At 58.1% G+C, this 25474-nt stretch carries 16 protein-coding genes and 1 pseudogene; 11 read left to right on the forward strand and 6 right to left on the reverse strand.

From position 1 onward, the window contains the following. The gene (locus CMG77_RS09435; protein WP_286904256.1) at positions 1 to 849 is read left to right on the forward strand and encodes an ATP-binding protein; all 849 of its coding nucleotides are present in this window, start codon (positions 1 to 3) and stop codon (positions 847 to 849) included. A 108-nt stretch (positions 850 to 957) separates the two neighbouring features. Further along, positions 958 to 1734 (forward strand): peptidylprolyl isomerase, encoded by a 777-nt coding sequence (locus CMG77_RS09440; protein ID WP_286904258.1) that lies wholly within the window; start codon positions 958 to 960, stop codon positions 1732 to 1734. A gap of 112 nt (positions 1735 to 1846) precedes the next feature. Here the strand turns inward: CMG77_RS09440 and CMG77_RS09445 are convergent, their stop codons facing one another. From CMG77_RS09445 to CMG77_RS09460, 4 genes are all read right to left on the reverse strand, one after another. Further along, positions 1847 to 2320 (reverse strand): Dabb family protein, encoded by a 474-nt coding sequence (locus CMG77_RS09445; RefSeq protein WP_286904259.1) that lies wholly within the window; start codon positions 2318 to 2320, stop codon positions 1847 to 1849. Further along, a complete protein-coding gene (locus tag CMG77_RS09450) occupies positions 2317 to 4302 on the reverse strand; it encodes a CASTOR/POLLUX-related putative ion channel (protein ID WP_286904260.1) in 1986 nt (661 codons plus the stop codon). Before CMG77_RS09450 ends, CMG77_RS09445 begins: the two co-directional genes overlap by 4 nt. A gap of 30 nt (positions 4303 to 4332) precedes the next feature. Next, on the reverse strand, positions 4333 to 7485 hold the full coding sequence (locus CMG77_RS09455; protein ID WP_286904261.1) for an efflux RND transporter permease subunit: 3153 nt from the start codon (positions 7483 to 7485) through the stop codon (positions 4333 to 4335). Further along, the gene (locus CMG77_RS09460) at positions 7485 to 8597 is read right to left on the reverse strand and encodes an efflux RND transporter periplasmic adaptor subunit (protein WP_286904264.1); all 1113 of its coding nucleotides are present in this window, start codon (positions 8595 to 8597) and stop codon (positions 7485 to 7487) included. Before CMG77_RS09460 ends, CMG77_RS09455 begins: the two co-directional genes overlap by 1 nt. A gap of 215 nt (positions 8598 to 8812) precedes the next feature. Here CMG77_RS09460 and CMG77_RS09465 point away from each other — a divergent pair, with 215 nt between their 5' ends. Continuing rightward, on the forward strand, positions 8813 to 9175 hold the full coding sequence (locus CMG77_RS09465) for an FxsA family protein (RefSeq protein WP_123637362.1): 363 nt from the start codon (positions 8813 to 8815) through the stop codon (positions 9173 to 9175). Beyond that, positions 9162 to 9716 (forward strand): hypothetical protein, encoded by a 555-nt coding sequence (locus CMG77_RS09470; protein WP_286875654.1) that lies wholly within the window; start codon positions 9162 to 9164, stop codon positions 9714 to 9716. The genes CMG77_RS09465 and CMG77_RS09470 overlap by 14 nt, the downstream gene beginning before the upstream one ends. Positions 9717 to 9744: 28 nt before the next feature. Here the strand turns inward: CMG77_RS09470 and CMG77_RS09475 are convergent, their stop codons facing one another. Then, entirely contained in the window at positions 9745 to 12819 is a 3075-nt protein-coding gene (locus CMG77_RS09475) for a phosphorylase b kinase regulatory subunit alpha/beta (protein ID WP_286904266.1), read from the reverse strand. Positions 12820 to 13004: 185 nt separating this feature from the next. On the opposite strand from CMG77_RS09475, the gene CMG77_RS09480 reads away from it, so the two are divergent. From CMG77_RS09480 to CMG77_RS09495, 4 genes and pseudogenes are all read left to right on the forward strand, one after another. Continuing rightward, complete coding sequence (locus tag CMG77_RS09480; RefSeq protein ID WP_286904267.1) at positions 13005 to 14684, forward strand: VRR-NUC domain-containing protein; 1680 nt, start codon at positions 13005 to 13007, stop codon at positions 14682 to 14684. Between the two features lie 100 nt (positions 14685 to 14784). Continuing rightward, positions 14785 to 16953 carry an ATP-dependent DNA helicase gene (locus CMG77_RS09485; protein WP_502691826.1) on the forward strand — a complete coding sequence of 723 codons (2169 nt, stop codon included), beginning with the start codon at positions 14785 to 14787 and terminating at the stop codon, positions 16951 to 16953. Between the two features lie 789 nt (positions 16954 to 17742). After that, a pseudogene (locus CMG77_RS15880) lies at positions 17743 to 18852 on the forward strand (rhomboid family intramembrane serine protease). Between the two features lie 199 nt (positions 18853 to 19051). Beyond that, positions 19052 to 20296, forward strand: coding sequence for a GGDEF domain-containing protein (locus tag CMG77_RS09495; RefSeq protein ID WP_286804531.1), 1245 nt, complete (start codon positions 19052 to 19054; stop codon positions 20294 to 20296). Positions 20297 to 20375: 79 nt separating this feature from the next. Here CMG77_RS09495 and CMG77_RS09500 read toward each other — a convergent pair whose 3' ends face one another. After that, positions 20376 to 23198, reverse strand: a complete 2823-nt coding sequence (locus CMG77_RS09500; RefSeq protein ID WP_286804515.1) for an insulinase family protein — start codon at positions 23196 to 23198, stop codon at positions 20376 to 20378. 254 nt (positions 23199 to 23452) lie between these two features. Between CMG77_RS09500 and CMG77_RS09505 the strand changes: the two genes are divergently transcribed. The 3 genes from CMG77_RS09505 to CMG77_RS09515 all read left to right on the forward strand — a co-directional run bounded on the left by CMG77_RS09505 (position 23453) and on the right by CMG77_RS09515 (position 25425). Continuing rightward, the gene (locus CMG77_RS09505) at positions 23453 to 23902 is read left to right on the forward strand and encodes a YchJ family protein (protein ID WP_286804516.1); all 450 of its coding nucleotides are present in this window, start codon (positions 23453 to 23455) and stop codon (positions 23900 to 23902) included. Between the two features lie 208 nt (positions 23903 to 24110). Next, positions 24111 to 24524: a DUF6088 family protein gene (locus CMG77_RS09510; RefSeq protein ID WP_170162844.1), complete on the forward strand. Its 414-nt coding sequence runs from the start codon at positions 24111 to 24113 to the stop codon at positions 24522 to 24524. Continuing rightward, entirely contained in the window at positions 24514 to 25425 is a 912-nt protein-coding gene (locus CMG77_RS09515) for a nucleotidyl transferase AbiEii/AbiGii toxin family protein (protein WP_286804517.1), read from the forward strand. The genes CMG77_RS09510 and CMG77_RS09515 overlap by 11 nt, the downstream gene beginning before the upstream one ends. Positions 25426 to 25474 lie beyond the last annotated feature (49 nt).

Genomic DNA, 25474 nt, shown 5'->3' on the forward strand with positions numbered 1-25474 from the left:
ATGGCCACAATNGATTCCNTNNTNGATCGNCTCGATCAGCTNNTCGACCGGGCGGAGCGTTTNCTGCCNGNCNCTGACCCGACGATTGACTGGACCGCCCAGGCCTTTCGCTGGCGGACNNNCAANGGTCGNGGNTTTCTNCAGGCGGTGNGCCACCCGCATCGNGTGGCGCTNGANGCCCTGCAGAATATCGATNCCCANAAAGAGGCCCTGGTGCGCAACACCCGGCGCTTTATTGAGGGCAAACCGGCCAACAATGTGCTGCTCACCGGCGCTCGGGGTACCGGTAAGTCCACCCTGATCAAGGCNGTCTGGAANACCTTNTCCGATCAGGATCTGAANNTGGTCGANGTGGACAAGGCCGACCTGCCAANCCTGNNCGATATTCTGGTGTTGCTCGAAGAGCGGCCNGAGCACTTNATTGTGTTCTGCGANGACCTGTCCTTNGAGGAAGGTGATATCAGTTACAAGGCCCTGAAATCGGCNCTGGATGGGTCGATTGCCGCTCCGGCGGANAACATTGTGTTNTACGCNACCTCCAANCGNCGNCACCTGTTGCCCCAGACCATGCGNGACAACCTGGATGTCAGTTATGAAGAGGGCGAACTTCGCCCAAGCGACAGCATTGAAGAAAAAACCTCCCTGTCGGACCGGTTCGGCTTGTGGTTGAGCTTCTATCCGTTCAGCCAGACCGAGTACCTCGCCGCCGCCCGCTATTGGNTAGAAGCGTTGGGCGGACACTGGAATGAAGACGTGGAAGCGGAAGCTTTGCTGTGGCACCGGACCCGGGGCGCCCGCAGCGGCCGGGTTGCCTGGCAGTTTGCCCGGGACCATGTCGACCCCGCCTGACGCAAGCGACGTTACAAACTGTTAACAGCCCTCTACAAAAGGTTACAGATTCGTGACCCTGGCTTTGCTAGAGTGGCTTACATAACGACCAACTGCAAGGAATCCCCCATGTTCAAACCGTTTATGGCGGCCGGTGCTCTGGCAACGGCGGCGCTGCTCTCCAGTACCTCAGCCCTGGCGACCATTGTTGAATTCGAGACCGAGCTGGGTAATGTTCAGGTCAATCTGTACGATGAAAGTACCCCGGAGACCGTCGAGAACTTTCTGTCTTATGTGGAGTCCGGCGCTTACGACAATACATTCTTTCATCGCCTGGTGCCCGAGTTCATCCTCCAGGGCGGCGGTTTCCGATACATCGAAGACAGTGGCGATGTGAAGAGCATTGAGACCGGTGATCCGGTGATCAATGAACCCGAGTGGTCCAATCGGCAAGGTACTATTGCCATGGCCAAGCTGGGCACCGATCCAAACAGCGCGACGTCCCAATGGTTTTTCAACCTCGAGAACAATCACGAAAACCTGGATGTTCAGAACGGTGGCTTTACCGTGTTCGGTGAAGTGATCAGCGGTATGTCGGTTCTGGAGGACATCGCCGAGCTGCCCCGTTTCAATCTGCAGGGCGCGTTCACCAATCTGCCGCTGCGCAATTATGGCGAAGAGGAGCTGGAAAACGATGTGGAAGTCGATTCCACCCATCTGGTGAATCTGCTGTCTGTGCGCATCATTGACGATGCGGAGAACTCGGCGGCCGATCTGGACCCGGTTCCCAATACGCTGATCGATTCCGTGGAAGACAAGGACTCCGGTGGCAGCTCCGGTGGTGCCATGGGCTGGTTGACGTTGATGCTGGGATTGTTGGGGTTGCGGAAGGTTTTGGTGAGTTGAGATCTTGTCGGGTTTCGCGCTGCGCGCTAACCCGACCTACTGGAAAGCAACGAAGTCCCTCGTAGGTCGGGTTAGCGCAAAGCGCGTAACCCGACAATCAAGCTCCGAGATTTCACACTTCAATCGAATCAAACACCGTAACCTTGCGCCACAGGTGCGAACATTCTTCCACAAACTTCTGGTGGATCGGGTGCACCTGGTAGGCGTTCTGACCTTCAACATCATCAAACATCAACAGCTCGGATACCTGGTAGCTGTTATCCACCACGTCCCGCTTTTCCGTTGAGGCCGGCACACCGATGTGAATGCCGCGCACGGTTTCAATGTCCTTGAGGGTTTTCAGACCCGCGATCAGGGCATCGCGATCTTCTGTCGATTCCGGATTCTTCAACCAGAAAAACACCGTATGGGTCAGCTTCGGAATCGCCACGGTTCCGTGCTTGTGGTGTTTGTGGTGGCCATGACCGTGGTCACCCTGATGCTTTTCTTCACCGTGATTGTGGGCCTGAGCCGAGGGCAGCATGGCCGCAGCGCCCAAAGCCGCTGCACCGGTGATGAATTGCCGACGATTGGAGAGATCTTTCATTGTGATTGTGCTCCTGTTGGGAGGTTTTTATGAAGGCCGGTGTCGGTCAGGATGACCAACCGGTCTTGTGGTGAAAGGTTGAGTGCCGCGTCCCGCTCAGGGTTCAATTGCAATCTGCGTCCCTGATGCGACTCGTGATAATAAACCCCAAGCGCCGTTTCGCCACGCTCGGCGACAAGCGCTTCGAGCTTCCAGAAGGGTAGGGAGCCCTTGATGCCGTAATCCCCGGTTGGGCGGAAATAGATCTCAGCGCCACCCTCAGTGAANAGTTCATCAAACACCAGGCGCAGCTCCGGACGCAAGGCNACCTGGGCCAGAAGATGACTGAGAATCAGCGGGCTGATGATGGTTTCACCACGCTGGTGCCCGAGCAGAATGGCGTTGTCCGGATCGCTCAGCTCCACCAGCAGTTGCGGCGGATCATCGGTCTGTTTCAGGTGCTCTTCGAGAATGCTCTGTCCGACGATGGCACGGGCGTCGGCCTCTTCACCACTGTTTACCCGGTCACTGCTGGTCAGAACAATGCTGTCATACTGGGCGGGTTCAATGTCATACAGCTCGCCTTCCTGCATGAAGTCGGTTTCGATATGTCGACATTGCGCTTTGATACTGCCCATGTGGTAGCGATCAATGAAATTCTCCCTCTCCTGAGCCGACAGAATTGAGACGATGTCCAACTCAAACCGATACTGGCGATAACTACCCAGCTCGTGCACCAATGCGGGAAGGCGATCGTTCCAGCCGAGAATCAACACTTTCTTTTTGGTCAGGCGGTTGGCGGGTTTATGCTTGTCATCCAGCGCTTTGCGCTCAAGCGGATTCAGCCGGTACCCCGAAGCCTTGAGTGGCTGGGTATCATTGAATTCCGGAGCAATGAACACGACTTTATCCGTCTCGGTTACGACGGTGTCAGAAGGAGCATTCAACTGCACACGCCAGTGCTCCTCTTCCCGGCGCAGCAATCCGCAGATCACAGCACGTGGACAGCGCACGGCGATGGACGCGAGAGAATCACCGGCAAAATGTTCGCCGCTGCGGACATAAAACTCGTTACCGCTCTGATCGGTCAGCAGCTCATTGTAGACCTCTGATAAACCGGGATGAATCAGATTCTGGGCCATGAGGCTGGCAATGGTGGCATCCCCTGGGACCACCTGAAGGGGCCCGGAATAAGCGCGGCGGGCGATGGGCAGCTTACGCAGGTCCTGGATTTCCGCCACGACAAATGGCCGGGTGACATTCTGCCTGCGGGCCAGAGCATCCAATGACATCAGTGCCTTGATGGTCTCTACATCGGCGCTGACCAGACTGTTGAGTTCGTGGGAATCGCTGGGAATGATGACCGCGGCGGCGTTCAGACAGGCCGCCCGATGCAGGGCATCGGGCTGCAGAGCACTCCCGGAGCGCAGCACAATCTGCCTGGCTTTGCGACCGATGCCCGGCTCGGCGCGCAGTTCTTCAGCCTGTAGCGCCGACATATCCTCTGCCAACACCACCAGTTTGAGACGGGAACTGTCGTGCCCCAACAGGTGCTGGCGCATCGACCCGGAGGCACTCAAAAGCTCTCTGATCAGGGGCAGGGTGCGGCTGTTCCAGCCAATGATGACCACATGATTCCGAAAGGCCACTGGCGTCAGGCCCCGCTCAAGCGCGGTCATCCGGGCGATCAATGAACGAGTGAGAATGGCCACCAGGGTACCCATGAATACCACATAGCCACTGACCGTGAGAATCGTCGACACAAAGCGCAGCCAGGAGCCCTGATCATCGCCCAGATAGCCCGGGTCCGTCAGGCGCAGAAACGCCCACCAGACCGCGTCACCCACGTCTTCGCCTTCGCCGGCCGGGAACGCCAGGAGGCCGCCGGTAATGGATATGAGGGCGATGATTGCACCCACCACCAGCAACTGAAAGAGAGCGCCTTTGACGAATTGGCGCTCAACAAAAAATTTGACCCGGTCTATAAAACGCAGTGGCAGCATGGCAGCTCCTGTCCCGACGAGCTCAGTGCATCAGTGAGGGCTGCCAGTATACCGGTTTTTGCGCTCAGTCCAATTCAGAACCATGACGGTCAGGGAGGGCAACATGGTGAGCGTCACCAGTGTGGCGCCGATAATGCCCGCCATAACGATCACCCCGACCCCGCGGTACAGCTCGCTGCCGGCGCCGGGCAGGAACACCAGGGGTGCCAACCCGACAATGGTGGTGATGGTGGAAATGGCAATGGGGCGCAGGCGTGAGCTGACCGCTTCGCGCACCGCATCGACCGAGTCCATGGCCTCCTCCTTGAGGTTACTGATGGCACGGTGAACGATCAGAATCGGGTTATTGACCACGGTGCCCATGAGAATCAGAAANCCNAGCATGGAGATCATATCGAAGGGCTGACTGATGCCGCCCAGGCCGAGCGCGGAGGTGGCGCTACCCAGGAGGTTGAGCAAGGCGAGCCCGGCAATCCCGCCGGCAATGCCCAGCGGAATNGTGGTCATGATCAGCAGCGGATANCCCCAATGGGTAAAGATGGCCACCATCANCAGATAGACAATGAACAGCGCGACCAGATAGTTNCTGCTCAGNGACTCCCGGGTGGCGTCCAACTGGTCGGCCGCCCCGGAAATATTCAACGTCACCCCCGTGGGCACCTGCCCATTTTCCTGCAGATAGCCTACGACGTCTTCGCGCACGCGCTNGACACCGGTCTCCAGGGCGACTGAGCGGGGTGGGATGATGTTCAGCGTTACGGTACGGCTGCCGTCGAGCCGGCGGATGCTACTGGTATCCACCGTTTCCTCCATCCGGGCGAAATCGGACAGGGGCAGGGTACCGCGCTCGGGCACAAAGACGGCGATATCCTGAAGCGTATCCAGNTCCGCGCCGGGACCCTGCTGGTTGTANAGNTAGATNTCGATTTTGTCATCGGCGAGGAAGAACTCATTCACAAAAGCTCCGTCGGTCAGCGCCGACACGGAGAAGCCGATGTCCTCGGTAGTCAGNCCGAGCTCCGCCGCCCGATCCCAATCGGGGCGGATTTCCAGTANCGGCTGGGCCAGGGANAGACTGGAAGGNCGGGTCTGGATGCTCGGGTTGTCAAACACGGCCTCAGCGCGCGCGTAGGCGGCCTGCGCCACCTGAAACAGGCTGGCCAGATCCGGCCCGGAGATATCCAGGTTGACGCTGCGTGTGCCGCCGTCGTTGCTGCTGATGATCGAACCGCGCGCNGCAAANGCCCGCATTCCGGGATAGGTTTCNTATTGCTTGACCAGGGCGGCCATCAGNTCCTCGATCTGCCCGGGATCCTTGGATTCGGTGATGATCCTCAGGCTCTGGGGCGAAATACCCAAGTTGATGTATTTCATCGCCGGTACCTCGGTTTCACCCCGTTCGAAGGCTTCCGGCTCATCGTCCACGTAAGGCATGAAATACTCCTGAAGCTCCATGCCGATGGCTTCCATGGTTTCAAGGTTATAACCCGGNGGGGCATTCATGGAGGCGAAGGTTTTCGGCTCTTCACCCTCGGGCAGGTATTCCGCNGGNGGNGTGAGGAACAACACAATGGCNCCACTGATCACAATGGTGGCGACNATGGCACTGATACGCCGCCGGGGTGTTTCGATCAGCCAGTGAATNTGCCGNGTGATCCGCTGCTGAAGCGGATGGGCTTCGTCGCCACCGGANGCGCCTTCAAATTTCAGCCNNGCGCTNGCGGTGGGGATGACGGTAATNGCCACCAGCATGGACACCAGGATCGATGCGGAAATGGCGATCGCAATATCCGANTAGAGCTGNCCCGCCTCTTCGGCGATAAACACTACCGGCAGAAACACCATTACGGTGGTCAGGGTAGAGGCCAACACCGCCGGCCAGACTTTCTGGACCCCGGCAACGGCGGCCTGCAGTTTCTTCAGCCCTTTGCGACGCTCGAGTTCGATGCTTTCGAGCACCACAATACTGTTGTCCAGGGTCATGCCGATGGCGAAGGCNACNCCNGCCAGGGAAATGACNTTNATGGTNCGGCCNGCNATCANCAGCCCNAGGAANGCCGCNATGGTACAGATGGGAATNCCCACCACACCCAGCGCAGTGGCCCGAAACGAACGCATGAACGCGTACATTATCCCGGTTGCCAGCAGGGCACCAAGAATCAGGTTTTTCCAGACATTGAACACCGAGGCCTGCACATACACCACATCATCAGCGGTCAGGGCCAGTTCCATGCCTTCCGGGTTGAGCAGGTCCCGGTTGATGTTTTCCACCTCGGCCATCATGGCGTCCTTGATGGCAATCACGTTGGAACCGCTCTCCCGGCGCACCGACAGACTGATGACGGGACGGGTGTTGACGTAAGAGGTCTGGCGAATTTTGAANTGATCGAGTTCGACGTCGGCCACATCGGACAGCCGGGTNATGCTGTCNCCNCGGCGCTCCAGGATNAGGTTTTCCAGANCCTCCAGGTCCTCGAAGCGACCCATGGTGCGCAGCAGGTAGCGCCGCTTGCCGCTTTCCACTTCACCGCCGGACAGGTCCCGATTGCGCTCGCGGATGGCATCGCGCACTTGCGTGAGAGTGATTTCCCGCTCCGCGAGGCGCTCGGGGTTCAGGTGAATCTGGATCTGGCGTTCGGCGCCACCCCCGACGTTGACTTCAGACACNCCGGGCACGCCGGACATACGCGGCCGGACATTGTCTTCGATAAAATCACGCATCATGTCCATATCCAANCCCCGAGGATTGCCCTCCAGCGGGGAGATTCTGAAATACATGAACGCGTTGGAAGAAAACGACGTGGCGTAGACACTCGGCTCGTCGACGTTTTCCGGGTAAGAGGGGACCTGGGTCAGGGCGTTATTGACGCGGATCAGGGTTTCGTTGATGTCCACCCCAAATGGAAACTCGAGCTCGATCTGGGCGGAACCGAAATCGGCACTGCTCTGCATTTCCACCAGGTAGGGAATGTTCCTCAGGTACTCCTCCTGTTCGATCAGGATCTCCTTCTCCACATCCTGGGGCGTGGCGCCGGGCCAACTGGTACGGATGGAAATGGTACGGACTTCCAGGTCCGGAATCATCTGCACCGGAATGCGCAGCGCGGCCAGGATACCGAGTACGCAGATGATCAGAACGGTGACAGTGACCAGAATGCCGTGACGAACAACCCAGGAAAACATCAGCGACTCCCTCCNTGGTCATTCGCGTGACTCTCTGCAATGCGCTCGGGGACAACGTTTTGGCCTTCCTGCAAGGCTTCATTACCCAGGGTAACCACCACATCGCCCGACGAAAGACCCGAGCGGATCTCCACCCAACCAGAGGCACTGATTCCCGGAGTGACCTGTTGCTCGCGTACACCGCTGACTTGCCCCTGTTCCGCTTCGGTAATCACCCAGACACTGACCCGGCCATCCGGGTAGCGGATCAGGGCGTCACGCGGTACCGCGAGCCCGGTACGGTCGGTATTGAGCTCCAGAAGCCCCGAGGTGGACAGGCCGGGAATCAACTCCGGTGCATCGTCGGGCGGTGTCACGCGCAACAGAAACGTTCGTGCGCCGGTCTCGCTGAGTGGCACCTTGCGATGCACCCGTCCGATGACTTCGGTGTCGGGGTAGGCGTCAAACCGTAGGGAGAGGCTGGATTGTTCGCTGACCCTCGGGAAGTACCGCTGGGGCACCTGGAAATGCACCCGCAGTGGCGCACTGGCCACCAGCTCCATGAGCGGGTTGCCGGGAGACACCCACTCGCCCAGATCCACCTGACGAGAGCTGACCACACCATTGAAAGGCGCTCTGAGCTGGTGTCGCTCCAGTTCCGCCTCCAGGCGATTCAGTCGGGCCCGGGCGGCATCGCGATTGGCCCGGCTGACCCGCTCCTCCGCTTCCAGGCGCCGAATGTCACTGGCGGCAATGGCGCCATCGCGCAGCGATCGGGCTTCATTGAGCTGCCGCTCGCTGTCGGCCCACTGCGCCTCGGCGCTGGCAAGGTCTGCGGCGGCCTGATCCCGATCGATACTGACCAGCTCGGAATCCAGCTCCAGCAGCAGATCCCCAGCCTCGACCCTGTCCCCGGCATCCACGGCCAGCCGGGACACCAGCCCGGCCACCTGGGGCGAGAGCAGCGATCGCTGCTCGGCGGTAACCGAGCCGGTCAGGGGAACCGTTTCGATGACCGGCCGCTCAACCACCCGAACCGCCTCGACTCTGGGCGGCTCCTGGGCCGAGGTCCAGGACGCCGCCAGAAGCAGTAACAGNCCATACAATGGGCGAGGGGAGGCGATCATAGTCATACCGGTTTGTCTCCTGAGTTCCTTCGATGCGATCCAGCATACCGTCTGAGGGAAGCGGCGCAAATATCCACCGCGTTAAGATTTGTCGTCAAACCCGCGCAGAGCGGGGCGTTTTGCTCGGCTTTATGCTAGGGTATGCTTCCCGGTGCGGGCGCTGTGGCGCCGTCGAGGGCCAGTCCTCCGCACCCTGGTACCAGAATTACGGAATACGCAGTATGAACGATCAGTACGACCGCCGGAACGCCGCCTGGCGCGCCGCCCAACAATGGCGAGAAAAGGCCCAGTCCAGCTCTCGGTGGCGAGGCCCCAAGCTATTTCTGGCCTGGGTGGTGTTTGGCCTTCTGATGCTTATTGGCCTGGTCATAGCGCTGGTATTTTTGCTGGTGGGCTGGCTGGCCATGCCGCTGCTGCGCCGGCGCTTTCGCAAGCGCACCGAACAGATGCGCGCCCAGGCTGAGCAGGCCGCCCGGCGAGCTGGTGGCCATGGTCCCGGCTCCGGCAACCGGGGCAATGTGATCGAGGGTGACTATTCCGTTGATAAATCCTCCTCCGAGAGCGACCGCCATGATCGCTCATAGCGCCAAGGGGCTGGTCATCGCCCTGGTACTCGGCGTGCTGTCTGGCTGCGCGCTGTTCCAGCCGGATGTGAGCCGCAACGCCTGGCCCGAAGACATACCGCCCCGCTCGGATTTTGAGGCACTGTACGCGGCGGATGAGCGCAATCAGGCGGTCCAGTCCCGGGAGGAGTATCTGGTCTGGATTACCCGCTTCTATGAAGGCTGGAAGCTCTATCCGCAGGGCTGGAGCGACCTGGTGCCGGACATTCTGGCCGAAGTGGAGGATCCGGACGAGCGCGCCGAGCTCGAAGCGGAGCTGTACGAGGCCGGGCGTTTCATCGCCAGTGAATGGTCGAAGGATGCCGAGACCCGCAAGGTGCGTACCCGGCAGTTGTCCATCTGGGGCAATGCCATGCGCGAAGCGGTCACCCGGGGAGAAACCCGGGAAATGATCGAGCAAATCGCGCGCGACGTCGATCGACTCAAGGCCCAGCACCTGACCTATTCCGATATCACCCCGGGGCGCTACTACGCCGAAGATGAGGATGATGTATTCCGCTAAGGGGTGACTTGGGTGCCACCCCGGCCTGTCAGGCAGGCTGGGTGGCGCTGTCCAGTTCCGCCAGAACCTGATTCACATAGCTCTGCAAGACCTCTGGCGACTGCTCCAGTAGATTATCAATATCCCGGGTGCCCGGTTTGGCGTGATCCTTCTCTGCAACGTACTGCCGTGCCGCCGCTTCCAGCACCTGACTGAACNCGACCGGCTGCTCAAAATAGGCCTCGGGATTCGCCTCGCAGTAATGAGTGAAGGCCGACAGNGCTTCCACCACCGCNGTTTTGTAGTAGGCCGGATGCAACTGCTGGGTCAGNCGGTCAATCAACTGGGCAAAACTTTCCTCGCCCGAGGTCATGGAACTGCGCACCAGCTCGCACTCCAGCGTTGACTCCTCACTGTCCCGGTCGCCGAANTCCAGGGTGACGGCGTGCGCCAGACTCTGCCAGATGGCCTTGAGAAAATCATTGTCCAGCCGTGTCACCAGCCCGCGCGCCAGACGCCANTCAAACCAGTCCGCNTCCAGCGCATGGAACTGNTCGGCGGCGCTGCGCGGCAGGGCACCGGGNTCGGGTTTGCTNAACTGGACTTCCTCGGTGAAAATCCGCCGCTGGTAGGTCAGTATGTCNATCAGCCGCNGCGTCACGGTCGACGGCGGCAGCACGCCCAACTCATCCAGAGAACAGTAGTCATCGCTGATTCGNCCCTGGCGCAGGCACAGTTGCATGAANTTGTGCAGATGAATGGAGCGCAGCCCGTCNAACAGCTCCGGACGCGTGCGCACCAGGGTGCCNATCTGGGCGAGCATTTCCTGGGCCAGGGTCCGCTCTACNGGGTCNTTNTANGTNCGNNATACNCCNNCCATCAGCTCGTCATTGCTCAGNTGGGCNCTNACGATGAANTCGNGNTTTTTGTCNCCCANNACCACCAANAGGTGNCGCATGGCGAGCACNGACAGNCTNCCGGCGAGATCNCTNTGNAANCGATTCAGTGCCGCGAAACAGTAGCGGGCCATCAGCCATTGATTCAGCTCNCGNGNNCGCCGGTAGAGCATTTCCANCCANTGCTGCANNGTCACCGGCTNGCCNTCATGCTGGCCNACCNGGGNGTCCANNTCNCGCTTGTGNAGAAAACCGGCGAGCTGNTTNTGNAGCTCNATTTCCGGNNNCTNGGTCAGAGANTCCCANATGGNCTGNGCTTCCGGCGCNAGNTCGTCCCANTGATNCAGNCAGNGCGAGCAATCNCGAGGNGCCAGNGGNTCCANCTNNACATCNCGAATACTCANNGCATTCACNCGNGANGCGCGNTAGGCCAGATTGGCCGANGCNTAGCCGACNTGNTCNTGCTCGGTNCGCANCTGNAGGGAGCGAATNGCNTCNAACANNGACTCGATCTGAGGCATCTGACACAGTTCGTGGGTCATCAATAAGGTNAAAACGGCGACTTCCTGATTGATCCAGTGCTTGCGAATATGCTCGATTTCCTGGGCGAGGCTTTCGCTGAACCACTGAGCATCGTACAGGCGGTAATCTTCCTCTTCGCTTTGCANCCAGGAGAGNGTCANNTAGACCTTGCCGTTGATCTGATANGTNTGGGAACTGGCCAGGCTCTGCAGGCGNCGGGCNGGNCGCCCNGTCANCTTCAGNGCCGGGTTGGCNCCNACCTGNCCATAGGCNTTGACCAGCTCGGGNGCGGGCAGGGCNNTCAGNGGCTGAATNTCCTGGAGCGTTTCGGCGATCACNCCGTGCTCAGANAGAATNNCTTTGGTCACNTCNTTATCGGTCANCACCACCANNGCGATGTTCGACTTGATGAACTTGGTGGCTCGCCGACGCAGTGACAGTGGGTCCAGATGATCCGGCTCCAGCAGCCCTTCGTGCATGATCAGGCCGGTCCAATACAGGCTCTGGGCCCAGACCAGCGGTACATTGTCGTTGGCCACCCGCTCTTGGGAACCGGGCTGTTTCTTTTCCGCCGCGACCCGATCGTCCGGCAGATANTACAGCTCGGGTAACAGNCCGATGCCATCCACGTTTACCATCAGGGATTCCAGCCTGTCCCGATAGTGTTGCGCGGTGGATTCATTGCCGTCGAACAGCGCCTGAATGTACAGATAGGTGAAAAACAGNGGCCACTCGGACTCAACATGCTCAAAGTTCGCCAGTTCCGAGTGCTCGTAGTACAGGCGTGAAGTTTCCTCCAGCACAGTCTGGTGACCATCCCAGATAAACCGCTTGCAGCCGTAGTGGCCACCGAGTTTACCCAGAATTTCATCCCGGGTCCGGGTGACCAGTTTTTCCCGGCTGACCGCAAAGGCGGGAAAGCCGATGATGCTCAGCAGCGCGCTGTCCACCTCTTTGGAAACCGACTCTCTGGGCAACAGAGACGCCAGCGTGGTGCGCGCCAGGGAAATGGCATCGGCCACCACATGAATGGTGGCCCGTTTGGGCCCGGTAGGACCAAACAGGTTGAAACCGTCCAGCGCCTGGAGCGCGGCCTTTGCCATACCCACCGAGCTGGCGTTGATTTCAGTTTTACCGTTATTGATCTTGTTGCCGCGCTCCCAGATGCCGTAATCCGGGGTGCGGTAGGCGCTGGAGATGTAATAAACGAGGTTCTGTACAAAATCCACCTCGCTGAAGGTGGTGACAATCCGTAGGCCCGAGGCGGTCATCTGGGCGAGCATCAGCAGGTACAGGGAGGTGGCATCAATCTGTAAGTGACCCCAGGCGTCATCGGCCACCACCGTCAGGCCACTGGCGGTATCGTATTTGGCGTGCAATGCATCCAACGGGTCGAGGGACGACTTGAAAGTTTCGACCTTGTCCGACTGACGCATCATGGATTGCAGCAGTCCGCGCATCAGCTTGATGGTCGCCTGTTCGAGTTGGTCGCTACGGTCCCGGTCACCGGCGTGGCGCAGAGCCATACCCAAGGCCCAGACACAGACAACGGAGTAGACATTATCCCGCACCCAGGCGTCCGTGTAGTCTCCGTGATGGTTTACACTGGTGCTGGCCGGCAGCAGCCCGGTGACCGGGTGTTGCCGGCTGAGGATCACCGTATCGATATCCTGAAACAGCTGGTTCAATACTGACTTGTTTTTCATAGGGTTGCTTTACACCGCGTTGAGCAGGCAAGGGGAGCATGCTGTCATTATATGAGTAGAACTGAACCGTTGATATGACAATTTTTCATCCCCGGGCCTAATTGACACGCACCGGGTAAACACAGCATATTCCGTGCCCAAGCCGCTCCGACCCGATCCGGGGCAAGAGTTTCACTGAGGTATCCGTGACACTGAATTTTACACCCGCACCGCTGGACGATCCGCTCTACTACCTGCGCAACTTCGAGTGGGTACTCGGCTGGGTGCGACAGCGCTACGGCGACCTGCTGCCGCCGGCCGAACTGGCCTTTATCGACCAGGCCCTGGCGCTGCCCGAGGCCAGTCGTGGCCTGCTGGTGCGCATGGTGATGCGCAAAGGGGACCTGTTCCGGCCGGAAACGCTCGAGTACCCGGAGCTTGAACCCTTCTCCAAGGCGTCCGCCCCACTGCAGCAGTTGGGATGGCTGGTTGAGGACCCGCAGATCAGCCTGGAAACCTTATTCCGGTTGTTCACCTGGTCTTCGTTGAAAACCGTATTTATAAACCGGTTGGAGGCCCAGGGTATACCGCCAACGGCCCGCAAGAGTGAAGCCCTCGACAGGCTCAGGGGCGAGCTGGAGCCAGAGGATTTAGAGCCGAGACCGGCGTCGATCTGGGGCTTGGCGCCACAGGCCCTGGTGCAATTGACGGTCATGCCCCAATGCGATCGATTGCGCTGGCTGTTTTTCGGCAACGGCTATCAGGGCTGGTCCGAGTTTGTCCTGACCGAGCTGGGTCTGTACCAGTACGAACCCGTGACCTTTGATGAGCGCTCCCGTCCGGTGCATAAGCGCACCGAGTTAGAGACCTTCTGGCAACTGCTCGAATGCCGCCAGCAGTGGCACGAGGATGAGTCGCCGGAAGCGGTTCTCGAACAGTTGCCGCCGGAACCAGAGGAGCAACCCTGGCTGGCCCGCCACTATCACCGCCTGTTGTTCAAAATGGCGCGCCACTGGGAGCGCACCGGAGAATTGGAACGGGCCCGGGACAGCTACCAGCGCTCGTCCTATCCCGGTGCCCGCGGTCGACTACTCCGGGTGCTGGAACGCCTGGGGCACCATGAAACCGCCTTCGAGTTGGCCCAGGCGGCACAGAAGGCGCCCGAAAGCGAGGCCGAGCGGCAACAACTGGAACGGCTGCTGCCGCGACTGAAACGCAACCTGACCGGAGAGCGTCAGCGCCGGACAGCGCCGCCCGAAGTGCCCGAGGTCCATTTGATCCTGCCCCAGGACCCATCGGTGGAGCGCGCCGTGGCGGCATACCTGACCACCCCNGAAACGCCGGTGTACTACGCCGAAAATACCCTGCTGACCGGCCTGTTCGGCCTGCTGATGTGGGATGCCATCTTCGAGCCCTTACCGGGGGCGTTCTTCCATCCATTTCAGCGGGGGCCGGCGGATCTTTACTGGCCGGATTTTGTCGAGCGCCGCGCGGNCCGTTTCGACGCCTTGATGGCACAGCTGACCACCGGCGCGTACCGACAGACCATTCTCGACAACTTTGAGCGCAAGGCCGGACGACAGTCCCCTTTTGTCGCCTGGGGCGCCCTCGACCAAGAGCAGCTGACCCAGGCCCTGGAGTGCATTCCCGCCNAACANCTGGCTCTGTGTTTTCAGCGTTTCCTGCAGGACCTCAAAGCCAACTGCGCCGGCCTGCCGGANCTGATCCANTTNTGGCCCGATGAGCGTCGCTATCACCTGCTTGAAGTCAAAGGCCCCGGGGATCGCCTGCAGGACAATCAGAAGCGTTGGCTGGCGTTTTTCAGGCAACACCAGATGCCCGTGTCCGTCTGTTACGTCCGCTGGAGTGAGTCGGCGGATGACTGATACCACCTATACGGTTTCCGTTCGCGCCCTGTGCGAATTCACCGCTAAACGCGGCGACCTGGACATGCGNTTTACCCCGTCACCCAGTGCCCGGGAGGGAATGGAAGGTCACCTCTGGGTGACGCGTCGCCGCCCGGACCACTACCGGGCGGAGGNGACCCTCAAANGCGAATACCAAAACCTGACGGTGCGGGGCAGGGCGGACGGCTATGACCCCGAGCAAGGCCGCCTGGAGGAAATCAAAACCTTTCGCGGTAATCTCAATCTGATTCCCGACAATCACCGGGCGCTGCACTGGGCGCAAGCCAAAGTCTACGGCGCTCTGTTGTGCGCAGCCNAGGGGCTCGAGTCGGTGGAATTGGCCCTGGTGTATTTCGATATTGTTCGGCAGGAGGAACACCANCTGACCGAACACTGGTCGGCGGAGGATCTGAAGGCCGAATTTGAGGCTCAATGCGACGCGTTCATCCTCTGGGCCGAGCAGGAGCTCGCACACCGGGAGCGGCGCAACCTGTCCGCCGAAGAACTTCAGTTTCCCTACCACGATTTTCGGTCCGGCCAGCGGCCCCTCGCCGAAGCGGTTTATCAGTCCGCCGCCACCGGTCGCTGCCTGCTGGCGGAGGCGCCGACGGGCACCGGGAAAACCCTGGGGACGCTATTCCCCCTGATCAAAGCGTTGTCGACGCAGTCNNTGGATAAAGTCTTTTTCCTCACGGCGAAAACCCCGGGCCGTCAGTTGGCTCTGGACGCCTTACAGACGCTGGACCTGCCGGAGCTGAGAACGCTCGAACTGGTCGCGCGGGAGAAAACCTGCGAGCACCCGGATAAAGCCTGCCACGGCGACTCCTGCCCACTGGCCAAGGGGTTTTACGATCGTCTGCCCGAAGCGCGGCAGGCCGCCGCCCGGGAGCGCTGCCTGGATCAGGCTCGCGTGCGGGATATTGCCCTGGCCCACGATCTGTGTCCCTATTATTTAAGTCAGGAAATGGCTCGCTGGAGCGATGTCATCATTGGCGACTACAACTATTACTTCGATCAGAGCGCCATGCTTTACGCCCTGACGCAGACCCACCAATGGCGCACCGCACTGCTGGTGGACGAAGCCCACAATNTGATCGAGCGCGCCCGAAGCATGTACTCCGCGGCGCTGGACCAACACCGGTTTCGGCGCACCAAAAAACAGGCCCCCAAGGCCTTGAAGTCCCGACTGGAGTCGCTCNATCGCAGTTGGAATGANTTCAATCGCNCNTTGCCNGANGANCAGGANCTGGTGTTGCAGACGNAACCGCCGGAGCCGNTGATCGGNCANCTGCAATTGACCGCGGCGGCGATAACCGATTATCTGGCCGAGCACCCCTTTGCCCTCGACAGCGAGCTGATGCNATTTTATTTCGACGCGCTGCAGTTTCTGCGCATCGCNGAGCTGTTTGATGAGCGNGACTTNCTGTGTGATATCGANTGGCGCCCACCGCCGAGCGNGAAGGGTGGCAAGCGCAAGGGCACCGTGATCCAGCTACGCAACCTGATTCCCGCCGCGCAACTGAAACCACGCTTTGAGGGCGCNCACAGTGCCACCCTGTTTTCGGCCACCCTNAACCCCGCCGGTTATTACTGCGACCTGTTGGGACTGCCCGACACGGTCGTGGCCATGACCATGCNNTCNCCNTTNAANGCCGANCAGNTCACCGTCCATACGCACCGCAACCTGTCCACGCGCTACCANGATCGNGCCCGGTCCATTGCGCCCATCGCNNACCTGATTGCCGAGCAGTACNAGCANCAGCCNGGNAANTACCTGGCTTTTTTCAGCAGCTACGACTATCTGCAACAGGTGCACGAACANCTGCGNGANCATCANCCCGANGTNCCCACCTGGGCNCAGGAACGNAANATGAACGAAGCCGCTCGCGCGGACTTTCTTGCCGCGTTCAANGAGCACAGCAGCGGCGTCGGCTTTGCGGTNCTGGGTGGCGCCTTTGGCGAAGGTATNGACCTGCCCGGNAAACGCNTGATCGGCGCCTTTGTNGCNACGCTCGGNTTACCCCANATGAACCCGATCAATAACGANCTCAAGCAGCGCCTNGANGAACAATTTGGTCAGGGTTACGATTATGCCTACCTCTATCCCGGCCTGCGTAAAGTGGTGCAGGCCGCCGGCCGGGTGATCCGGGGAGAGGATGACACGGGAGTGATACACCTGATCGACGACCGTTTCGCCCAGCCCCGGATTCGCCGTTTGTTACCCGAGTGGTGGGCGCTGGAACGCTAAAGGCGAGCTTGTCGGATTACGCCTGCGGCTAATCCGACCTACGAGAAAGATTCCAGTGGCATCAAGTAGGTCGGATTAGCGAAGCGTAATCCGACAACCCCCTCCATTCGTGACCACCATCACACATTAACTCAAACGATTGGCAATATCCGCTCAGTTTGGCACAATTCCCGGCGCCAAAGAATTTCGTAGGAGTACCTTCGTGCCCATAAGGACCGTGTTCCGCCGCCTCGCATCGCGTCTTTCAAACCCGCTGACCCCCGGCGAACTTCGCCACGGTAGCTTCTGGTTCAGCCAGTTTCTGATGATCGGGGCCACCGTGCTGGGTGTTTACCTCGCCTCATCCGAAGGGATGAAAGTCGCCATTCAGTTCAATGAACTGACCCGTCTGGAGCGCAATTACTACCTGCGCCAATNACTTGCCAATGAACTGGAAGCGAATGCCCGTCTGGTGCAGGCGTACGCGGAGAGTCTTGATGGCGGAATTCAATCTCATAGTTTCTTTGAACAGAATCCGTTGACGCTTGATCAGTACGTCTGGACCGTTATGGGTGAGTCCGAAACCACGCTTGAAACCCCCAGTATTTACCTCAGTAGCACTCAGCGGTTCTATCGGGAAGTGCCNTCGATCTATCACCGCCTGAGCAANCGAATGATCGGNGCCCAATACGGTGCGGAGCAGNTACGCGAAGCCGCACAACCGATTCTTGACGATACCATCCCGGGCCTTCGGGATAGTGCCTCGACCCTGAAACAACACCTTCAACAAGCCGGAATGGACGTCCACTNATGCCCTCTACACTNCATCGCTGCCCCAACTGTTTTCACCAGACCCTACTGGAATCCCGCGTCGGCCGTCAGGCGGTCATGCAGTGCGATGGCTGTCTCGGTGTNTGGTTTGAAGANGGGGCNCTGAATCAGGCGNTCGCCCACAAACACGACNANATCAGCGTTTACGANCACGAACAGANTCTCGGAAAGNGAATNGGGGTAGGGGGNCGANTGTGTCGTCGCTGCGATNTCAACATGGAACGCNTNNACNTGNTGGANCAGTACGAAGTGGANGTNGACTGCTGCCCGGACTGTGACGGCGTATGGCTGGACCAGCCGGAGGTCGAGCTGGCCTTGAANTCNCCGCAGCTGAACAGTGCCTTGNCGACCCTGTCGAAACANCTGACCTGGCGCTCCATGGTGTTTCAGTTNCTCACCGGCATGCCNGTGGANTACAACCTCAAACCTCANCGCACGCCCTGGGTNACCTACGCCATGATGGCGATNTGCATNNTGCTGTTTGTCGCCGGNCAACTGANCGGNCAGTGGGAAAACACGCTNTANCTCTANCTCGGGCTACACTCCGATGCACCCACTCAGTGGCAGNTCGGTCAGTTGCTCTCCCACCAGTTTATGCACGGTAGCTGGTTACACTTGGCGGGCAATATGTATTTCCTCTGGGTGGTGGGCGACAATATCGAGGATGTATTGGGGCACTGGCGATACTTGGGCGTCTACCTGGGAGCCGGCGTTCTCGCTGCGTTGGCCGAACTGGTCTTTTTTGACAGCTCCCAAGGGCCGCTATTGTTGGTAGGCGCCAGTGGTGCCATTGCCGCGCTGTTTGGCCTGTATATGATGTGGTTCAGGCGCGCCAGCCTTACGGTAATGATTCTGGTCCTGCAGTTTAAAGTCGCGCCCCACTGGTATTTTCTGGTATGGAGCTTGACCAATATTGTCGGGATGATCATGGGCGAGAGCAATGTCGCCTACATGGCGCACCTGGGTGGCTTCCTGGCGGGCATTCTGGTGGGGTGGCTGCTGTACCCTTGGGTCCTCCGTAACAATCCGCTGCTGAACTGGCTCAGCCAACCAGAGGTGAAGTTGCGGCGCACAAAACACATCAGCTGACCGTCACCGGGGCACGGGGAGCTCAAACCTTGCATTATGATGATAAATGTGCCATTTTGGCCACATGATTGCCGGAGTCCGCGACGATCGGCGTTAATCACACCCATTATTAAAATAACGTATGACGCAAGGCACCCACACACCAAAGGGGCTACTCCGCCGGGCTGGCACAGGGTTCGGCGTGGAGATTGTGGCTCTGATGTTCGCGCTCATCAGTGTTGGCCTCATGGCCTGGCAGCACTGGGGGATGAATCTGGTCATGCCCATTGCCTCGGAGAACGGTAATCCCGGCTGGGTGGAGGATGATCGCTCCGAGAACGGCAACTCCATCGTTCACTACCAGCAGAATGATGCCTACCACATGCAGTGCGAAATACGCACCGCCATTACCTATCCGTTCTGCAATCTGTTTACCGCCCTAAACCCCGAAGACCAAAGCGTGGATCTCACGCAGTACACCACCTTGCATCTGGATCTGTCACATCAGTCGTCGACCCGCGACAGTCTGCGCATTTACCTCAATCACTTTTTTGCGCCCGACGACCAGGTCTGGTTTCCGTACAAGAGCAATCAGCAGGTGATCAACCCGCGCGAGGACAGGCACTCTTACACGCTGAAACTGGACGAATTCTACGTTCCCCCCTGGTGGGTGTACGCCAGCGATCTACCCGCTGAACAGACCACACCGCAACTGACCAACGTCCGTCATCTGGTGCTCTCCACGGGTGACAGCTCGATCCCCCGGAAAGTCAGCCTCATCCTCCATCACGCCGAGTTGAGAGGAAAGTGGATTTCCGCCAATGCCCTGTATCGAGGCCTGATCTGGGCCTGGATGCTGTTGGCGTTACTGTATTTTTCCTATCGTGCGGTTCGTTACAGCCGTGAAGCCAAAGCGAAACACGCTGAAACGGAACAGCTCCGGGCGGTCAATCGACTGCTCGACCTGAAAAGCAAACGGTTTGAAGACTTGGCAACCCATGACACCCTGACCGGGCTATACAACCGCGCGGGCCTTCGCCCGCACCTCCAGGAAGCGGTGGCAGACTACAAGAAAACGCAGCTACCTTTCTCCGTGCTGATGATTGACCTGGACCACTTCAAGGCGATCAATGACCGCTATGGCCACGACGAAGGCGACCGGATTCTGAAAGCCTTCGCTCAACTGATCAGTGAGCGTTGCCGACACAGCGACATTCCCGCCCGGTGGGGAGGGGAAGAGTTTGTGGTGGTCTGCAAAGGCTCATCCGCCAAGGCCGCAAAAGTGCTTGCCGACGATCTGTGCCGAACCGCCCGGGAGGCCGAGCTGGGCAAAGGTTATGTGGTGACCTGTTCCATCGGTGTGTCAGAAGTCAGCGGCACAGGCATCAGCGCGCTGTTCAAACGGGCGGATACAGCTCTGTACCAGGCCAAAAATAGCGGACGGGACCAGGTCGCCGTTGCCTGATATCTGTTGGCAAATCCTATGAAATGTCGGGAGTCAAAAGCAAAAGGGCGAAGGCTGTAGCACCTTCGCCCTTTTGCGTTCAGGGGGTTGCGCCCTGTGCTTGCAAGGTGATCCAACCGGATCCGTCGCCCAGAATCCAGCGACGGTAATCCTCTTGGACCTTTTCCAGTGAGGTGGACTCAATCAAGTCAGCCATTTCCAGATGAGTATTGAAGTTGCCGTCATTGCGATAGAAGTCGTGACGGTAGCGACTGGCTTCGCTGATAAAATCGTTGGGTGGCTGACGGAATTGCTGGAGCAATCCGCTTTTCATCTGCTCAAATTCCGCAGGCTTCACAGCCTGAAGCGTTTCATCAAATTCCCGCATAAAGCGCTCTACGCGGTTTTCGATATCGGGAAGGGACCGTTCTGAGCTTTGCACCAATGCGATAAAGGCGGGGTAGTTCTTTGCCCAGGTATCACCGGTCTGCACCCAATAGCCCCATTGTTCCTCCGTTCGTAACTGAATGAAAAAGGGCTGATGGCTCAGGATTCCCAGCAATTTCAAAGACGCTGATGCAGTGGTTCGCTCATCTTCCGGCACGCCGGGTATCCAGGCGCGCAGCCAGGCAACATCGGTATGGTCCACGTCGCGATGTATATCAAAGGCGTCGTCCTGGCCAAAATTGATGGTTTCGGTCACGTGAATCGGGCCTGGACGACGATCGGGCCCCAGAGCCGCTTCACTTTGACGAGCCATGGCTTCAACCTGTTCGGGCAGGTAATGGCCGAAAGCATACAACCGAAGCGTACTGGTCTCTTTCACTTGCTGGTAGTAGGCGCGGACGTCCTCAACCGTAATGGACTCGTTTTCGGTCAGGAAGGCGTCAATATCCCAGTCAAACGCCTGCATGGTCCGGCCCAGCCAGCGCATGGTCTGCTGACCGGGGGCGTTTTTCGCTTCACTTCGCAACCACCGCGCCAGGTTATCCCGCTGTTGATCCAACTGGTCTTTGTTGAACTCCAGTGTGCTGAAGTTCTCCATAAGCTCCGCTACCAATTCCGGGTGGCCCTTCACCGGCCCGTGAATAGTCAGATTTTGCATATTGCTGTCCGAGCGGTCGAAGGCCACGTGGATTCCTTCTCGACCGGCCCGGCTGGCGACATGGGAGTTTTGGTGAATCAACAAGCCATTAAGCAGGCAGCCCAGGACGAAGTGTCGGGCATCCGTGACACCCAGATCCGTGTTCCAGACATAGTGCAAATAACCTTGACCGTTTTGATGGTGTGTGGCGTGACGAAACCAGACGTCCAGGGCCGGTTCGTCGACAAGTTGGGTAAATGCCTGAATATCGTGCTCCACCTCATCCTCACTGGCGTCTGCCCACTGGACCAGTGGTGGCAGATTCAACACCAGGGTCTCTCCGTGCTTCTGCCAGGTTTTAAGTTGGTTCTCAGTGATGGCGCGAACTGCGTATTGGCCAGACATGTGCGGAATGTCCGTATCGACTGACTCACCTTGGCTGATGTGCCAGACTCTCACGGCTTCTGGGTTGAGTTGATCCAGCACCGCCTGTATCGCATCGGGATTATAGGGGCCAAATTCCGCGTCCAGCGCATTGATGTACTGCGGACTGAAGGTCTGCATACGGATGCTGCTGTGGATCGCATGCCTGAGCGGGGCAGGGGGTTGCTGGGAGGCAAAGCGATGGTCAGCCTGTCGCTTGTATTCGTTGTAGTAAGCTTCGGTCACGCCCTCGCGGCGGACCTGCTCAATGTAGGCGAGGGCCGCACCAATAACCTGGTCACGATTGTCCATGCCCGACTTGGTCGTACTGATGGTCAGACGGAGCAGGCCATCGCCCCCCAAAAAATCGGGTTGCACATCGACGCCCACATCGTTGGCCCAACCCTGGTCCTTCAGAAAGTGACTGAGTGTACCGGGTTCTTCGGAGCTCAGGATGTTTGCCACATAGTGATTGGCTTTGCTATGCCACTGGTCGACGTTGTTTTCGATACCGAACTCCAGATGCAGCTGACGCAATTCCGTTTGGGGCCGGTAGTAAATATGCTGTCCACGTTCAGTATCAGTAATACCTGGGACGGCCACCTTGGGGCGCTCCGCATCGCGCCGGGGCAGGTCGCTGAAGTGCTTGCGCACCAGGGCCTCCTGCTCATCGAGATCCTGCTTGCCAATCAGGGTCAAGGTCATCACCGATGGGCCGTAATAGCGCTCAAAGAAATCAACCATTGCCTCGTAAAGGCCGCTATCGCCTCCAGGCAAGGTCTCCAGGTTGCCGACGCCCAACTGGTTCAGCGGGTGTTCCGGATTGCCGGTGAGCCCCCGCAGCCGATGCAGTATTCTCGGGTCCTGACTTTTCCCCATAGACCATTCATTGTTGATAGCATGACGCTCCTTCTCGCTGTATTCCCGATCAAAGAGTGGCGCACGGAAATAGTCACTGAAACGATCGAGCGCCCCGTCCAGGTAGTCGTCCGGAATCTGGAAGTAATAGGCCGTGTGATCGGTCGTTACGTGGGCATTGGAGCCACCGCTGTTTTCGCTCAAGTAAGTCTGCAGCGCGTTGGCCTCGGGATACTTCTCAGTGCCGAGAAACAGCATGTGCTCAAGATAATGTGCCAGGCCCTGAAACTCCGGCGGATCCTGATACATGCCCGCGGGAATCGCCAAAGCCGCCGCAGACAACTCGCTTTCCTGCGCCTGAATCAACATGACTTTAAGTCCGTTATCAAGCTCCAGGTAGCGGTATTGCCGTGGATCCTGCTTGCTTTTGATGACCGGCACGTACCCCGGCGCCGGAGGCGTAGAACTGCACGAGGAGAGTCCAATCAGAGCAATCAGGCCGAACAGAAAAACCGAAATACTCGGAAGAATAGGGTGGTAAGAGGAGAAGCGAGCCATACCAAGTCCTTCTATCGATGAATTGTTATTGTCACGACAGGGTAGAATCAGATGCCATCCCTGCGGTGACCGTAATAGTCACAATGACACTCTAGCGCAGATAAGAGTGCTTGGCCAATCGACTTATGTATTGGAACACTGGATATTGACCATTTGAATTGATGCTGACACTCTTTCCTGCCTATCCACAGAGGCAACCTTCATCACGGGGCAGGATTTTATCGTGGACGGTGGCATGACCCGGAAAATGATCTATGAGTGACCACCCAATTTGCCCCTGCGGCAGCCAAGCAACCTACAAAGAGTGCTGCGGCCAGTACCATAGCGGAGCGCCGGCGCCCACGCCGGAGGCGCTGATGCGCTCCCGGTTCAGTGCCTTTGTGCAGAACAAGACCGATTACCTGATGGCCACCTGGCACCCGTCAACCCGCCCCGAGCACCTGGACTTGAGAGATAGCCCGGATTGGGTGGGGTTATCGGTGCTCGGCAGCGACACCAACGGCGACCGGGGCCGCGTCCACTTCAGAGCGTACTACCGAGCAGGTGGCCAGTGGCGCTTCCTGGAAGAACACTCCGAATTCGTGCGTGAGTCAGGGCGCTGGTTCTATGTCAGCGGAGAGACCCGTGATGAAAGTTTCAAACCGGGGCGTAATGATGCTTGCCTGTGTGGTAGTGGGCGGAAATTCAAGCGGTGTTGTGGTTGAGGGGGAGCCTGCGGAGTTTGGGTGGCTGCGGGACTCGGGCGAGTCTCCCATTGCAGAAGATGCAGCCAAAGTCCTTTCTTCAAGGTTCGAGGAATACGGTATAAATCAACTAACACATTGATAAATATAACTTTTTTAGGTTTGATTGTTGCCTGAAAATGTCGTATATTTGTGGGCGATGATATCGTTTATAGTCAGGATGCAGGCTGTGCCACTTAAGTCACTGAAAAGCAAGGTGAAATACAGAATCAGTAGAAGCTCCGGGACTGTGTTTACCCCCGGGGATTTCTTTGATCTGTCTGGTCGTGACCAGGTCGGTCGCGCCCTACGGCAACTGGTTGCTGAACAAGAGTTGATCAGGTTCGGGCAGGGGCTCTATGCCAAGGCAAAGCGTTCGTCATTAACCGGGAAGTTAATACCCGAAAAACCGCTGCCCGAATTGGCCAGAGAAGCGCTGAGCAACAAGCTTAAGGTACAAGTGCTATCCGCCCGCGACCTGGAGCGTTACAACAACGGCGAGTCCACCCAGGTGCCGACGGGTCGGGTCATTGCAGTGAAAGGACGAGTGTCAAGAAAAATGGCCTACGATGGAAAGTCCATTAAGTATCAGTATGTCTCTTGATCAGGCTATCGTTGGAGAGATAGCCGCAGAGCTCGGTATAAATCCTGCCTTTGTCGAAAAGGACTGGTATTCCGTCCAGGCGCTGAAGCTCATTAGTCAGCACCATAGCGAAGATATTACAACCATTTTTTCTGGTGGCACCAGCCTCTCCAAGGGGCATAGGTTGATTCAGCGCTTTTCAGAAGACTTGGATTTTCGATGTCGTTACAATGCGGCCAACTCCGGCAATAAAAGCAAACTCATTCGAAGGACTTACCGAGAGAGCATTATTGATCAGCTTTCCAATGCCAGTTCGCTCGCTTTGTCAGAGGATGCGGTAACCCGTGCCGGAAACTACTTCAAGTTTCCCCTGACATACCCTCAAGCCTATGAGGAACACTCAGCATTGCGTCCAAACCTGGAAGTCGAATTCAGTTTCACTCAACCACAGCTTGAGCCGCAAACAAAGCCCATCCAGTCGTTAATGGCGCAATTTACCGGAGGAGAGCCAGAAGCATATATCTTATGTCTGTCACCTATAGAGATTGCTGCCGATAAGCTCAGCGCGCTGACGTGGCGTGTTCTCAAGAGAGATCGAATGAGCAGTAAAGATGACCCTACCATTATTCGCCATCTGCACGATTTGTGTGCGCTAATTCCAGCAATCAATGCAAATTTTTCTGTATTCGAAGAGGCTGCGCGCGCTTCATTCGAAGTTGATCAGAAATCGACATCCCGGCAGACAAACGAGGGATTTCATGGGTCAGCAGCCAGAGCACTTGACACGCTCATGAGAGATGGCACCTATAAAGCGGAGTACAGACAATTCGTTGATGCAATGTCTTACGCGAATGACGACGACAATATTGACTTTGAGAGGGCATTGAAAGGCTTTAAAAATTTAACCGAGCAGCTACGATAAAGCGCACTACCAGGGAAAGCGGTAATGGCAAGTTCGAGGCTCGTAAAAA

Origin of the sequence: Marinimicrobium sp. (genome assembly GCF_002695945.1) — a bacterium.
Taxonomy (GTDB): Bacteria; Pseudomonadota; Gammaproteobacteria; order Pseudomonadales; family Cellvibrionaceae; genus Marinimicrobium; species Marinimicrobium koreense.